Origin of the sequence: Lacticaseibacillus porcinae (genome assembly GCF_003946305.1) — a bacterium.
Lineage (GTDB): Bacteria > Bacillota > Bacilli > Lactobacillales > Lactobacillaceae > Lacticaseibacillus > Lacticaseibacillus porcinae.
This window is the reverse complement of record NZ_RHNS01000008.1, coordinates 106,297-120,078: the sequence shown is the minus strand read 5'-3', so window position 1 is coordinate 120,078 and position 13,782 is coordinate 106,297. Positions and strand designations below refer to the sequence as shown.

The window sequence follows — 13,782 nt, the reverse complement described above, 5'->3', positions numbered from 1 at the left end:
CGAATTTTGTTTCAGTCCTTTGCGACCACAACTCGCAGGGGTTTATTTTGTTGTGACAACAAAAAAGCTGCTTCCCCCACAACAGGTAGCAGCTTTGGTGACGTCGATATCCGACTTTGATTCATCATTATCTTAACACGGTAGGTTCATTGGCGCAACTGAGTACAACCAACGAGATATGAAAACTAAGTCATCATCACCCTGAAAAGTCGCCTGATCCTTCCAGCCAGCGACTGACTCAGTTATTTCAACAAGGTCTTCAGATCCAACTTCATCACGCGATCAGCATGAAAATCGAGATCGACTTTGCGATAATGCGTCGAGGCTGATTCAAACAATACGTATAAATCACTGCCGTCTGCGACAATTTGTTCCAAATACGGCGGCATTTTCACGGTCTTCAATGTATCATCACTGTCGAAGTCAAGCCACTTTTTTTGGCCATCATTGTCAAATACCAACAGATTTGACGGTTGTTTCCCAAATGATTGGGAGAACAACAGCTTACCTTGATAGAAGGTGACACCTTGCAGACGTTTGTTGGTGTTGTAAGACCCAACTTTCAAATCATCGCCGCGCAACTCAACATCGGCATTTTTGTTAGTTTGCGGGATCCCTTTTTGATTCAGCGGATAACTGCGGAACACCCCTTGCCCACTCCCGGCAAAATAGCCGACAAATAACGCATTGTTGTGATAAGTCAAAAACGATGAGCGGGAGATCTTCGGCAGCGCCACCACATGATCAAAAGGCGTCGCTTTTTTCGTCCGAGAAAAATCGGCATACTTCAATGTTTTTTGATCATATGCTGAAAGCGATGCGGTGCCGGACTTGGTCATGGTGGTGATCCACAGGCGCTTGGTGATGGGATCATAGGCGATCCCGCCAACGTGATCGAGATTTGGCATCACGATTTGTTTGACATAAGCACCCGTTTTCTTGTTGAGCAAATACAACACCGAATGATACGCTTTGTCGCGACTGTAAGCGGAGATGATCACATCTTTTTGGGTGACGGCTAAGCCTTGGGGATCCATTTGCTTGGAAGTCCCTAACTTGCCGTTGACCGTCAAGCTGCGGGTTTGCTTCAACCCTGGAATGGTGATCGTTTCTGGTTGTGCATCATGATCTAACGCCGGCTTTAAGTGCGGATAGAGATCCAGCAAATTATCATAAAACTGCTTCTTGCTCGTATACACCGGACTGATGGTCGTCCCAAACACACTGACGGTGTGGGCAGGATCATCTGCAACTTGCGGGCGGTTGCGTTGGCACCCAGATAACAACACAGCCGCGACCACCACAAAACCCCAAACAATTTTTTTCATTTTGATATTCCTCCACAGGTATTGTACCAAAATATTTATTTGAATTTAATCAATTTAAATAAACGGCAAAAAAGCTGCTGCCTCCAAACGGCACCAGCTTTGAAAACTAGTTTATTGAACTTTCACCGCAACGATGATGCTGACGCCGATCAACGCCGTCCCTAAAACAAACCCGATCCCTAAGCTTTCGCCTAAGAACAAAGCGCCAAGGATTGCCCCGACGATCGGTTGAAATAAGAAAAACAACCCAGATAAGTTGCTAGCCATTTTCCGCAAGCCGACATTCCACATGACAAATGCTGACGCTGTCGAAATCGCGCCAAGATATAACAAGCTCAACGCCACGTGAGGCGTCAAAAAGTTCACTGCTGCTAACACTTGCGCATGCAGCAACACCCAAGGCGTCAAAGTGACTAACGCGACCAATACCCCAACTAAGGTCACTTGCAACGCATTGACGTCAGGCGAGACTTTGCGGATCAATACTGACATCAACGCCCAAGTTAAAGCGGCGATCATCAACATCAACGCCCCTAACAACACGCGTCGTCCGGAGAAACTCATCCCCACAATACAAATAACACCGAGCATCGCAAAAACTAAACTCAACCAATCGCCGCGCGTTGGACGGACCTTTAACAACCCCCAACTGAACAACACCATAAACGCAGGGGTCGCTGCCGTCACCACTGACCCGAGTTGTGCACTCGACAACCAAGTCCCAGTTTCTTGGGTGACGATCGACAAGGCATTGCCGATCAATCCGATCAAGATCATCAACCAGACATCTGCTTTTCGCCAATGCCAATCAATGCGCATCACCAGACAAAATAGCAACAACACTGGTGCGGCGACTAAATAGCGCAACCACACTAACTGAATCGGTGGGATCTGGCCGACGATATCTTTGACGATCACAAACATCCCACCCCAAATACTGGCAGCGAGACTTAAATATAAGGCACCGATAATTTTATTTTGTTTCAATTGATTATCCTTTCAACTGTCGTAAACCTTTCAACGGCAGGCAAAAGGCACATCATTTTCAAATAATGGCGCGATCATGGGGCCACCTTCTTTCTGAAAAATCTAGTATACACTAAAAAAAGCCGAGCACTGGGCTCGACGCAAAAATTTAGTGCAATAACTGCTCCAGATAATTCAACACCCCTTGATGTTCGTTATCGACATCAGTTTGATCACTGGCGATAGCTTTCACCGCTGGCGTCGCATTTTGCATCGCGACGCCTAAGCCGACAGCTTTAAGCATTTCAATGTCGTTGCCGCCATCACCAAATGCAGTCATTTCTTCAAGGTCGACATGTAACCAATTGCCTAAACTCGCTAAGGCTGCGACTTTATGAATCCCTGGATGGAGCAAATCGATGTCACCATGACCACTAGAAGTCGGCTGCGCGACGCCGGCAAGCGGTTGCTTCAAGGCGTCAACGATCGCCTCAGTTTCGTCATCAGGACAAGTGATCCCGATTTTCAAAATCTCATCAGTGACATCATCGAAGCTTTCTACTGTCGCGAGCCGATCATAATAGAAATGGCGATCATCAATAAATGCTTGGTCATTATCTGCTAACACATAAGCCGATGCCACCCCTGACAACAACACTTTGCAAGTGGGAAAGCCGTTCAACACATCCAGCATATGGGTGAGTTGATCTTTGGTGAACATCGCTTTTTGATAAATTTGATGAGCGTCGCGAATATAAGCGCCGTTTTCAGCAATGTAGATCAAATCTGGGTAATTGGGGAAACTCGCTTTTAAATGAAAATACTGATTGCCACTGGCCACCACAAAATGCATGCGACGTTTAAACATTTCCGCAAAAATTTCGGCAAATCGCGCTTCATCATAACTTTGGTCAGCACGCAAGAAGGTCCCATCCATATCCACTGCCACCAATTTAATCATTGGCTAGCTCCTTGAAATATTCGGCTTGGGCTTGTTGCCAATCGCGACGATCATTTTCATTGATCTGGCGCAATGGACATGCAGGGACCCCTGCAACGACCATGTTCGCCGGTACATCGCGGGTGACCACGGCGCCGGCGCCGATGATCACATTGTCGCCGATCGTGACGCCAGGACAAATGGTCACCGACCCGCCTGCCCACACGTTGTTGCCAATGGTGATCGGTTTACCAAATTCAAGTTCTGCGTTGCGAACATCTTTATCGATCGGATGTCCCGCCGTCAACACGCTGACGCGCGGGCCAAACAACACGTTATCGCCGATGGTCACTGGCGCAATATCTAAGATAATGCAATCGTAGTTGGCATAGAATCGCTTGCCAAGGTGCGTATTTTTGCCATAATCGACGCGCAGTGGCGCTTCAACATACGCATCCCCACTCGGCACATCGAATAATTCACTTAACAAGCCGGATTGAAGGTCCCGTTGATCTGGTGCTAGTTGATTAAATTGATACACCAAGTTGCGGGCACGTTGACGACCTGCTTTTAATTCTGGGTCGTTGGCATTGTATAAACGTCCAGCTAACATGCGTTGTTTTTCACTCATATAAAAAACCTCCTGCAGTGGCTTACAAGAGGTATCATACCAATATTATTGATAAGTAGTGGTCATTTTTAAAAGCAATTGGTGTCAAAATTAGGATGATCGCGTGCCGCTTGTCGATAAGCCGTCGGCGTCACTTGTTTCCACGCTTTGAAGTTCCGCATCAGGCTTTTCACACTGCCAAAACCAGTTTGTGTGGCGATGTAATCGATGGTAGCATCCGATTCTAACAACATCCGCCGGGCATTGATCAATCGCACTTGGCGCAAATATTGATTGACTGGCATTTGCAACGCTTGATTGAATTGTTGATTCAAGGTCGTTTGCGACACATGAAAATCTTTGGCGAGCTGAGCACTGGTTAACGCGTCGGCAAAGTCGCGGTTGATCTTCACCATCACCGCATCGACGAGATTAGCATTCGGCGTAATGTCTTGCGCACTCATCGCCGTGGCAAAATGCTCATCTAAAATCACGAGCATCGCGTAAAAATGACTCAACACCATCAACCGCGCATTATCCGATAACCCGCCAGTGATTTCTGAGCGGATCGCCAAGAAATGCTTTTTAAATTCAACATAAGCTTCTGGTGCTAGCGCCGCCGACTGGCCACCTTGCAAATGTAAAAACCAATTTGCTGACGCCGGCATGCGCGTTTGTAGAAATTTTTCATCGATGATCAACCCAAACTCATCCCATAACTTAGTGGGATCGCCTTTGGCACTATGGCTGACGCGGCGATTGATCGCCCACACGTCGCCTGGGTGATAAATCGTGGTGTGCCCATTGGCGACAAAAGTCAAATCTCCGCCGCTGACCAAAAAATTCAATTCAATTTCTGGATGCCAATGCGGCGCCACATCAATATTGGTTAAGGGATCATGCACATAATATTTAAATGGTAACCGCGGCATTTGCTGCACTTGTTCATATACCACGCCCATGTGACGCCTCCTTATTTCAACGCATACTCGCGAATCGCTTGGGCCACGCCGCCTTCATCATTGGTTGCCACCACATGATCAGCATGGGCTTTAGCGGCATCAGAACCATTGCCCATTGCCACAGCGCACCCGGCATAATCAAACATCGGAATATCATTGCTTTCGTCGCCGATCGCCATGACTTCATCAGCGGTGACGTTCAGTGCTTGGGCCAAAGCATGTAACCCAGCACCTTTATTGACATTGGCGTGCATCACTTCTAGAAATGGCTGGCCGGCACGGACAACATAACAATCAGAGAATTCACGTTCAACAGCAGGTTGAATGGCATCAAGTTGTTCAGGATCCCCAACAAACAAGCCTTTAGTAATGGTAAAATCTTCAGGCAGTTCATCAGGTGTGCGAATAAACATACCTGCTGAATTCTCGGCAGCTTGTGCCACGATCACCCAGTTCACATCGCGATCTGCAGTATAAATGTTGCTTTCATCATCTAACACGTTGAACGGGACGCTGTGTAATTTCGCAAATTCAAAAAGCCTGCGATAAGTCGCATTATCCAACAAATGCTTGGAGATGACTTTTCCTGACACGCTTTGCACGATTCCACCATTGTAAGACACCACATATTCATCTGGACCATCAATACACAGTTGTTGTAGCCATGGCAATAATCCAGCTAGCGGTCGTCCTGAACACAACACCACTTTAATGCCTTGGGCGTGCGCGTCATGAATCGCTTGAACCGTCGTAGGATGCAGTTGTTGTTGACTCGTCAATAATGTGTCGTCAATGTCGATCGCAATGATTTTAATCATATGTGTTCACCTCTTGGTCAGGATATCATACCCAGTAACGCTGATCGGACAAATTTCGAAGCAAAAGGTCACAGTTTTGTCCAAATCGTATAAGGAATATGGTAGTGGTGGGTCGGCCAAGCAATGGCGAAGTGGTGAGCCTTGGATAAATATTTTGGTAACAACGCCACACCTTGTCCTTGTTCGACGAGTTGCATAATGCTAGACCAAGAATCAATTTCTTGTACTGGTTGCGCTCGGCGCGACGCAAATTTCAAACTACGCTGACGAAACGGGCATTGCTGATCTGCATTCACTAAAATCGGCAACGCTTCTGGATCTGCTTGTACGCCTTGCATAAAACATGCACTCAGTTGATCGCGGTGATGTTTGTGATAGCCGCGCACATGAAATGGCGCATAGCTGATCACTTGGGCAGCATCGCAAAAAGTTAAGTTGTTCATTTCGGTAGAACTGGTCATTTCATACTCGGCTTGTTCTAAAGTGTAAGCTTGTTTTTCGACGACTAAATAATCAAATAGCAAGCTTGAGATCAAGATCTTCGGCTTGTTAGCTTGCGTTTCAAAATTTGCGCGAAGTTGTTGCGTCGCTCGGCACACCTCATCAGCATATTCAGCAAACTGATTTCCTGAAGGCGTTGGCACGATTCCTTGTGGTGTCCGCTTAAACAACTGCACGCCAAATTCTGACTCGATCACTTTCAACCGTGCTGAGATATTCGACTGCGCAAACCCTAGTGCCGTCGCAGTTTGATTGATCGAACGCAATTGATACAACTTTTGAAACACAGTGAGATCTTGTAATTGCATGATGCACCCCCTTATCACAATTTACGATAACCATAACATGATTTGATCATTCCGGAAAGCCGGTGAAACTTCTATATTAAAGTCATTCAGGAGGAATAATCAGATGCCATATTTAAGAGTACGTATCGCGACTGCTGACCAAAGCGTGTCAGCGCAACAAGTTGCGACCATGTTAACGAAGCTTGCGATCACCACTTTAGGGAAGAATGCCGCTGTCGCTGCTGTCGATGTTCAATTTCAAGACCCAAAACAATGGTTTATCAGCGGACAATCGTTAAAAACGGATCAATCAAGTTTTTTCATTGAAATTAAAATCACCAGTTCAACCAACTCCCGCGATGATAAAGCCGCCTTTGTCAAAGCCGCTTATCAACAAATGGCGACACTTTTGCCGAATGTTCAACCCACTAGCTACATTGTGTTGCAAGACGTCGCCTCAGATTCTTGGGGTTACGGCGGCTTAACGCAAGAATTTCGTTACATCCACGGCTGATTAGCGGTAAAATAAAGCGGATACAAAGGAGGCATCGCGATGTCAAAAATCTTACTGATGTGTGCTGGTGGGATGTCCACCTCGATTCTTGCCAAACGGATGCAACAAGCGTCTCGCGATCTCGGCCGCGCCGACACCATCGTCGCCCGCCCTGCCGCCGACATTCGCAATCGCCTGCTTAAGGAACAACCTGATGTCTTATTGATCGGACCGCAAATTCGTTTTATGCTTAGTCAGATTCAATCTGCTGCAGAAGGTTTTGACTTGCCGATGACGGTGATGCCAAATCACGAATACGGCACCATGAACGGTGAAGCGATCATGGCCATCGCCATCAACTTAATGAACGCACATAAAAACGAGTCCAAGACATCATTAAAGGTATCAAAATAAACACGACAATTACGAGATTGTACGAGCCATACGCAACGCATTTACGTAGAAGGCGCCTGCCAAGCAAATCCTAAGTTCGGGATTTACTCGGCAGGCGCCTTCTACTCTATGCTAAGTTCGCGTATGTCTCAGCCACGTTTTTTCGTGCAGATTTAGTTCGTGCTATATCCAGTGGCGTAATCGATGGTGTAACCAGATTCCACGTTGAAAATATAAACGTTGAAGTGAATCGTGTTATCCCCAAGACTTTGTGCACGCATTTGCACCCCGCGGGCCACCAGTTCGTTGCCGCGATACCAAGGTTTGACTTCATAGCGCACATAATGGCTGCTAGAGGCTTTCAAGTAAGCGGCAATATCCATTTCATGGGCTAACATCAACGGGTTATTCAACGACATGGTCCCTGTGATCAAGTTCTTGGGGTTGTTGTTTTCCCCGCTTAACTGAAACCCGATCAAGTGACTACGGTTGTACAACCAGCCATGGGCAGTGCGTTTGTTATGCCAACCAGTTGGATCCCAAGTGAGGCCTTCGCGTTTAGCAGTCGGCATCAAGCTTTGATTTAACAAGGCGTTGGCATCGACGGCACGGTTTAAGTTGTCGAGATCAGTATAACGCTCCCAAGCACCACTGGCAGTCGATAAGTCTGCTTGTGAAAAACCTGGATTATCAGAATTGATAGTAATTTCTTGTTGGCCTGCGTAATTACGATTCGCGAGGTTCTCGTTGTTTGCTGTCGCTTGAGCTTTGGCTTGAGACGCTGCTTGTTTGGCTTCAGAAGCGGACTTCGCAGACACTTCGCTGTTGACTTTTGCAGCTGAGGACTTTAACTCGGCTTCATCTTCTGAAGCAGTTTTTGCTTTGTCGTGGTCGCGGTTCAAACGCTTTTGTAAACTGGAAATGTCGGCTTCTAAATCGGTGTTAGCTTCAGTCTTAGAAGAAACCGCACGTGATTCAGATTTGTTGACTTTGGTGATGTGTTTCAGTGAACTAACTTGCGCATCACTCGCGGTTTTTTGCCCGCAACCAGTGAGGATCGCAGCAGTCATTAATAAGGCAGTGAGTAATTTTTCCATGTGCTCCCCCTAGCGCAGCGACTTGCGGTAACCCGCAGCGATGGCTTGTTGTTCGGTGTCAAAATATACCGCGTTGGCGGAATTCATGCGATAACTGGCTTGACCTGGCACATGATAAATGTGGGAATTGACATTGCCGACGATTTTTTGGACACTGCCTGTGGTCATATCACCGTTATTCACTGGCGCCGTGTGATTGGTGTTGGCAGCAGCGCGAGTGGCGGCAGCTTGACTGGCTGCGGCTGCGGCTTGACTCGCTTGTACTGCGGCCTGACTAGAAGCACTTGCAGCTTGGCGGCTGGCTTCTTCTGCACGAGAAGAAGCAGCAGCAGAACTTGATGACGCGGCAATACTTTCAGATTCTGCTTGTTTAGATTCAGCCGTTGCGATCGAGCTGCTGGTAGCATCGCGTTGATCTTCAGCCTTAGTTTTGGCTTTTTCAGCTTTTTTGACTTGTGCTAACAACAAACGCTTTTGCTTGCTGAGCTTGGTGTAGCGCTTGTCAGCAGCATCGGCTTTGGCATCAAGCGTTTGATCTAACTTCATTGCTTGGCGGATCTTCGTAGTTGCTTGTGCCGGCGTCAAATTAGTGGTTGGTGCGGTGACCACCAACCCGATAAAACTGATCACCAATACCCCAACGCTGATCAAACCGTTGCGTCCAAATGATCGACTCGGCAAATGCTTCACTTTGGTCATTCCAAAGCGCCCGCCAAAATACAACGCAGCAAAAAAGCTTGCGATCACGATGATCGTAAACACATTATTCATTTCTTCACTCCTCCATCAGTGTTGCTTTTATCATACCTAATATTCTGGAGCACGAATAGCACAACCACGCCAACTCTCATGAAATTCTTTCAAAACTGATCGTCAGTTCAGTTTCAGGCACGACTAACTTTTCCTTGAATCCCACATTTTCAGTGTTTATACTAGAAACCGTGAAAGTAGGGAGATCAATGAACTATTGGGTATTAGCACTGACATTTCTCAGTGTGAATTTGGACTTTTTCTTTATTTTGTTGTTTTTACTCAAGGAATACCGCTTTAATCAAGTGCTACTGGGGTATTGGCTGGGGATCTTGATCTTGATGACCTCCAGTTTTCTAGTTGGCAAAACTTTAGCGACGTTCCTGCCTGAATGGGCACTCGGCATTTTAGGAATTTTGCCGATTTACATGGCGTTACATGATGACGATGACAACGGCATGCAAAAACACAGCGTCCACGCGCCGGTGGTCACTGTGTTGATCACTTATTTATCTGTGTGTGCTGGCTGTAATCTCGCAATTTTCTTACCAGTGTTAGCCGGAGAGTCATGGGTACAATTTGGCATCACCTTAGGCTTTATCAGCATCCTCACCATTATCGTCGTGTGGTTGATCCGCGAAATTGCAGAAATTCCCGCAGTCACTCGCGTCGTGAATCGCTTCGGGGAACCGCTGATGAAAGTGTGTTACGTTCTGATCGGCTGTTATGTCTTTTGGGATAGTGGGTTGATCCATCAACTGATCAGTTGGATTTGAGCCTTATGTTGCGCCACTGAAAGCGTTTGTGGTATTCTGCACGTAAATAGAAACGAAGGATAATTGGCCGCGGAATCTATTCGAGGCTTTTTTTATGGAATGAACATGCTCAAGTATTTATTTCGTCACCCTTGGCGTTTGACTTTTGCTACCTTAGTCAGTATTTTAGCTGCGGCAGTGTTAGTGGCTTATGCTTACGTCTTGCAGTTGATCACCGACATTGCCACTGGTGCCAGTCAGCTTAGTTTCGCCTTGGCAGTGCCTGCAGTGATCACTTATTTGGTCATCCAAGCCTTAAGTGATGGGGCTGCAAAATATATGAATGAATCATTGCCAGCTAGAATTGGTCGTGAACTGCGCGCAGACTTGTTTGCCCATTACCACAAATTGCGCCCGTTGCATTTTCACCAAAAACAAGTTGGCCAATACGTCGCCCAGCTTACCAAACAAGTCGATGTGGTCACGGAAAGTTATTTCCATGTGATTTTGCGGGCGATTTATTTGGTCAGTTTACTGATTTTGGCCGTGTTAGGGACTTTTCTGATCAACCCAGTGATCACCATTGGCGTCGCATTATTAAGTGTGCCAGCTTTGATTTTCCCATTTTTAGTGAAGCAATGGCTCGAATCAGCGAAATCTGAAGTCGTCAACACCATCGAACACTATACCAGTGCCGTGACGGACATGCTTTCAGGCTTTACCACCATTCAATACGCCTTATCGACTCCACCATTTGCGCGCCTTCACGATCGACAAAGCTTCGCAGTTCAAAAAGCCACTATCCATGATCAACGTGTGCAAAAAATTACCAGTGGGATCTCAGATTTCTTAGGTGATGTGATGTATCTCGGCGCATGGCTACTAGGAGCATATTTTGTCCGCCAAGGGACGATCACGTTAGGCCAATTGGTGGCATTTTCACAATTAGCCAGCTTATTCAATTGGCCGATGGCGATGCTGACGGAATTACTGGCAGAGTTCTATGGTGGACGCAAACAAGCCCAAGCACTTGAAGTTGAATTGAACAGTCCTGACGATGGCGCATTGACGCTTGTTCAAACCACTTCCTTGCCAGCAAGCGCCGATTTCTTGACCCTTGATCATGTCAATTATGAAGTGGATGAGCAACATTTGCTCAAAGATGTTAGTCTGCATTTTGCGCCTGATCAAAAATATCTTGTGGTAGGTGCTAGTGGTAGCGGCAAAACCACGTTAATGCGCATGTTGCTTGGGGAGCTCATGCCCACCAGCGGTAAGTCACGACTATATGGTCAGCCGCTCACACAATACAATCGCGGAATCGTCTATCACTCTCTAGGGATGATGACGCAAAAGCCTGATATCTTTGCCGCAAGTGTTCGAGATAATGTCACCTTGTTCGATCCAACACCATCTGATCTCGCAGTCACGCAAGCTTTACGCCAGGCGGGTTTGGGACCGTGGTTAAGCCATCATGACCTCAACGATCAAATTTCGTCAGAAACGCCGCTGTTATCCGGTGGTGAAAAACAGCGATTAGCATTATCTAGACTGTTTTTGAGAGATTACCAATTTATGCTTTTCGATGAATTGACTACTGGCCTTGATCCGCATATTGCGGCACAACTACAAAACGACCTTTTCAATATGGCGCAAGGATTCGTCTTGATCACACATCAATATGATGCGGCTACCTTTGCTAAAGCCGATGAGATCATCGTCTTGTCACATGGCAAAGTCATCGCTCAAGGTCGGCTTCACGATGACGCAGTGATTCAATCCTTACGCACATTAAACTTGAGATAATTCAAAGTAGCTGAGACATACGCGAACTTCGCATAGAGTAGAAGGCGCCTGACGAGTAAATCCCGAACTTAGGATTTGCTTGGCAGGCGCCTTCTACGCAAATGCGTTGCGTATGGCTCGTACAATCTTGTAATTGTCGTGATTATTTTGTTGCCTTTGATGATGTCTTGGTCTCTTTTTAATCTTTGATCCCTAATAAGTCGTATGGGCTTAAAAAACGCGTCTTCATCATAATGTCAGCAATTTGCTCAGGGCTTTGCGGCACTGCTTCTTGCAGCCACGTTTTAATAATGGTAAACATCCCCGAAATAATTAATTCCCAGGCATAAGCTTCTGGAATGTAGCGCGTCACTGAAATATCACCTTTGACGCGATCTAAACCATTGCTGATGGCTTGTTTCATGATGCGCTTGAGCTTGAGTTCAAATCGCGGGTCACCATTAAGGCCGAGCAATGCTTGCCACAACGCAAATTCTTGGTGAATGAAGCCAACGGTTTTTTGCACCACCGGATAAGTGTACACGCCATTTTCTTTCACTGATTGATAAGTCATCGTGCCTTCAAAGTCATGCGTGAAATAGTCTTGGATCTGATCGATCAGGCGATTTTCATAATGATCGAGCAGCGCATACTTATCCACATAATGCAGATAAAAGGTCCCGCGATTGATGTGCGCAAGTTTGGTGATATCGCTGACGGAGATTTTTTCAAAAGATTTGGTTTGCAGTAATTCAATGAACGCTGCTTGGATCGCTGCTTCTGTTTCGAGAACTTTTTGATGCATATGGGCACGCTCCTTTTATTTTTCGTTTTTAGTATGCCCGTTCAAAAAAATTAAATCAACAACGTGTTGAGTTAAAATCCTATCGCGATCGGCCTTTCAGCGTTTCATGACATTTAACTCAACATTTCTGAAAATATTGATGATTGTTCCCTCGCACTGCTGGTCGTAAGCTAGCTATTGTAATCAACAGCGTGTTCATTTTAAAAAAGAGGGTTTTATCATGTCAGACATTATCGACGTTCACACACACTACTTACCTAAAATTTATACCGACGCTTTAAACCGCCACATTCCAGGTGATCCTGATGGTTGGCCAACGCCATCATGGAAGCCGGCGACCACTTTGAACTTCATGGCCAAAAACCATATCAGCTATTCACTATTGTCATTGTCTTCGCCACATTTCAACTTCGGCGACAAAGCGGAAACGTTAGAAATCGCGCGGCAATCAAATGTTGAAGGCGAACAACTCAGCATTGCCCATCCTGATCAACTCGGGTACTTAGCTTCACTGCCTTTGCCTTACACTAGCGAATCCGTCGCAGAAATCGACTGGGCGTTGAAACATCGCGCTCGCGGCTTCACGGTACCGACCAACACCCGCGGCATTTACTTTGGGACCCCGATTTTTGATGAAGTGTACCAACGCCTCAATGATGCCCATGCCGTCGTGGCGTTGCATCCTAATCAACCAGCAGCGTTGCCGATGAATGTGAATATCGACATGCCGACGCCATTAATGGGCTTTTTCATCGATACCACGATGACGTTCATGAACTTGTTGAAATATCACTTCTTCGATCGCTTCCCAGACATTCAATTGATCGTCCCACATGCCGGTGCCTTCTTAGGCATCCTCGCTGATCGCGATGCCACGTTTGTCAAAGAACAATATCAATCCGATATGTTTGCGGCAATGAAACATGTCTACTTCGACACTGCTGGTGCGGTATTCCCACGGCAGTTGCCGATGCTGATGACCTTGACCGACGAAAAACATATTTTATACGGTAGCGACATTCCATACACTAGCGCAACGTTGTCCAGTCAACTGCTCAGTGTGATCACCAACGCCGAAGATCCGAAAGCCGACAAAAAGCGGCAATTGGTAGCCACAGCACATAAATTCGATCATTTCTACGAACATTTCAAAAAACTGCAACAAGTGCCAATGATGCTAGACATGATCGTCCAAATGATAAATGGCGCCGATATCTTGACCCCTGAATTAAAACAAGAGATCCTCACTGACAACGCTACGCAGCTTTTCCACCTTTAGGAGGCAACCCCCA

15 protein-coding genes are annotated in these 13,782 nt (G+C 46.4%); 5 read left to right on the top strand and 10 right to left on the bottom strand.

Features of this window, described 5'->3' with window-relative positions; genetic code table 11:
• Nucleotides 1-242: 242 nt before the first annotated feature.
• The 7 genes from EKM92_RS08110 to EKM92_RS08080 all read right to left on the bottom strand — a co-directional run bounded on the left by EKM92_RS08110 (nt 243) and on the right by EKM92_RS08080 (nt 6,433).
• Complete coding sequence (locus EKM92_RS08110) at nt 243-1,328, bottom strand: hypothetical protein (protein ID WP_125709680.1); 1,086 nt, start codon at nt 1,326-1,328, stop codon at nt 243-245.
• 111 nt (nt 1,329-1,439) lie between these two features.
• Nucleotides 1,440-2,315: a DMT family transporter gene (locus EKM92_RS08105; RefSeq protein WP_125709678.1), complete on the bottom strand. Its 876-nt coding sequence runs from the start codon at nt 2,313-2,315 to the stop codon at nt 1,440-1,442.
• A gap of 148 nt (nt 2,316-2,463) precedes the next feature.
• Complete coding sequence (locus EKM92_RS08100; RefSeq protein WP_125709676.1) at nt 2,464-3,255, bottom strand: Cof-type HAD-IIB family hydrolase; 792 nt, start codon at nt 3,253-3,255, stop codon at nt 2,464-2,466.
• Nucleotides 3,248-3,865, bottom strand: coding sequence for a sugar O-acetyltransferase (locus EKM92_RS08095; protein WP_125709674.1), 618 nt, complete (start codon nt 3,863-3,865; stop codon nt 3,248-3,250). Before EKM92_RS08095 ends, EKM92_RS08100 begins: the two co-directional genes overlap by 8 nt.
• 68 nt (nt 3,866-3,933) lie before the next feature.
• Nucleotides 3,934-4,806: an AraC family transcriptional regulator gene (locus EKM92_RS08090; protein WP_125709672.1), complete on the bottom strand. Its 873-nt coding sequence runs from the start codon at nt 4,804-4,806 to the stop codon at nt 3,934-3,936.
• Nucleotides 4,807-4,817: 11 nt separating this feature from the next.
• Nucleotides 4,818-5,624, bottom strand: a complete 807-nt coding sequence (locus tag EKM92_RS08085; protein ID WP_125709670.1) for a Cof-type HAD-IIB family hydrolase — start codon at nt 5,622-5,624, stop codon at nt 4,818-4,820.
• A 68-nt stretch (nt 5,625-5,692) separates the two neighbouring features.
• A complete protein-coding gene (locus tag EKM92_RS08080) occupies nt 5,693-6,433 on the bottom strand; it encodes a LysR family transcriptional regulator (protein ID WP_125709668.1) in 741 nt (246 codons plus the stop codon).
• Between the two features lie 103 nt (nt 6,434-6,536).
• Between EKM92_RS08080 and EKM92_RS08075 the strand changes: the two genes are divergently transcribed.
• Complete coding sequence (locus EKM92_RS08075) at nt 6,537-6,926, top strand: tautomerase family protein (protein ID WP_125709666.1); 390 nt, start codon at nt 6,537-6,539, stop codon at nt 6,924-6,926.
• A gap of 39 nt (nt 6,927-6,965) precedes the next feature.
• Nucleotides 6,966-7,319 (top strand): PTS sugar transporter subunit IIB, encoded by a 354-nt coding sequence (locus EKM92_RS08070; protein WP_125709664.1) that lies wholly within the window; start codon nt 6,966-6,968, stop codon nt 7,317-7,319.
• Nucleotides 7,320-7,471: 152 nt separating this feature from the next.
• On the opposite strand, the gene EKM92_RS08065 is transcribed toward EKM92_RS08070, so the two are convergent.
• Nucleotides 7,472-8,395: a DNA/RNA non-specific endonuclease gene (locus EKM92_RS08065; protein ID WP_225420754.1), complete on the bottom strand. Its 924-nt coding sequence runs from the start codon at nt 8,393-8,395 to the stop codon at nt 7,472-7,474.
• Between the two features lie 9 nt (nt 8,396-8,404).
• Entirely contained in the window at nt 8,405-9,166 is a 762-nt protein-coding gene (locus EKM92_RS08060) for a sunset domain-containing protein (RefSeq protein ID WP_125709662.1), read from the bottom strand.
• Between the two features lie 188 nt (nt 9,167-9,354).
• On the opposite strand from EKM92_RS08060, the gene EKM92_RS08055 reads away from it, so the two are divergent.
• Nucleotides 9,355-9,921 (top strand): cadmium resistance transporter, encoded by a 567-nt coding sequence (locus EKM92_RS08055; protein ID WP_125709660.1) that lies wholly within the window; start codon nt 9,355-9,357, stop codon nt 9,919-9,921.
• A 105-nt stretch (nt 9,922-10,026) separates the two neighbouring features.
• Nucleotides 10,027-11,706: an ABC transporter ATP-binding protein gene (locus EKM92_RS08050; protein WP_164509941.1), complete on the top strand. Its 1,680-nt coding sequence runs from the start codon at nt 10,027-10,029 to the stop codon at nt 11,704-11,706.
• A 178-nt stretch (nt 11,707-11,884) separates the two neighbouring features.
• Here EKM92_RS08050 and EKM92_RS08045 read toward each other — a convergent pair whose 3' ends face one another.
• Nucleotides 11,885-12,490, bottom strand: coding sequence for a TetR/AcrR family transcriptional regulator (locus EKM92_RS08045; RefSeq protein WP_125709656.1), 606 nt, complete (start codon nt 12,488-12,490; stop codon nt 11,885-11,887).
• Between the two features lie 220 nt (nt 12,491-12,710).
• Here EKM92_RS08045 and EKM92_RS08040 point away from each other — a divergent pair, with 220 nt between their 5' ends.
• Nucleotides 12,711-13,769, top strand: a complete 1,059-nt coding sequence (locus EKM92_RS08040; protein ID WP_125709654.1) for an amidohydrolase family protein — start codon at nt 12,711-12,713, stop codon at nt 13,767-13,769.
• Nucleotides 13,770-13,782: the final 13 nt, after the last annotated feature.

Coding starts and splice junctions, on each gene's coding strand:
- EKM92_RS08110 (WP_125709680.1), bottom strand. CDS start 1,328: ATGAAAAAAATTGTTTGGGGTTTTGTGGTGGTCGCGGCTGTGTTGTTA.
- EKM92_RS08100 (WP_125709676.1), bottom strand. CDS start 3,255: ATGATTAAATTGGTGGCAGTGGATATGGATGGGACCTTCTTGCGTGCT.
- EKM92_RS08095 (WP_125709674.1), bottom strand. CDS start 3,865: ATGAGTGAAAAACAACGCATGTTAGCTGGACGTTTATACAATGCCAAC.
- EKM92_RS08090 (WP_125709672.1), bottom strand. CDS start 4,806: ATGGGCGTGGTATATGAACAAGTGCAGCAAATGCCGCGGTTACCATTT.
- EKM92_RS08085 (WP_125709670.1), bottom strand. CDS start 5,624: ATGATTAAAATCATTGCGATCGACATTGACGACACATTATTGACGAGT.
- EKM92_RS08080 (WP_125709668.1), bottom strand. CDS start 6,433: ATGCAATTACAAGATCTCACTGTGTTTCAAAAGTTGTATCAATTGCGT.
- EKM92_RS08075 (WP_125709666.1), top strand. CDS start 6,537: ATGCCATATTTAAGAGTACGTATCGCGACTGCTGACCAAAGCGTGTCA.
- EKM92_RS08070 (WP_125709664.1), top strand. CDS start 6,966: ATGTCAAAAATCTTACTGATGTGTGCTGGTGGGATGTCCACCTCGATT.
- EKM92_RS08065 (WP_225420754.1), bottom strand. CDS start 8,395: ATGGAAAAATTACTCACTGCCTTATTAATGACTGCTGCGATCCTCACT.
- EKM92_RS08060 (WP_125709662.1), bottom strand. CDS start 9,166: ATGAATAATGTGTTTACGATCATCGTGATCGCAAGCTTTTTTGCTGCG.
- EKM92_RS08055 (WP_125709660.1), top strand. CDS start 9,355: ATGAACTATTGGGTATTAGCACTGACATTTCTCAGTGTGAATTTGGAC.
- EKM92_RS08050 (WP_164509941.1), top strand. CDS start 10,027: ATGCTCAAGTATTTATTTCGTCACCCTTGGCGTTTGACTTTTGCTACC.
- EKM92_RS08045 (WP_125709656.1), bottom strand. CDS start 12,490: ATGCATCAAAAAGTTCTCGAAACAGAAGCAGCGATCCAAGCAGCGTTC.
- EKM92_RS08040 (WP_125709654.1), top strand. CDS start 12,711: ATGTCAGACATTATCGACGTTCACACACACTACTTACCTAAAATTTAT.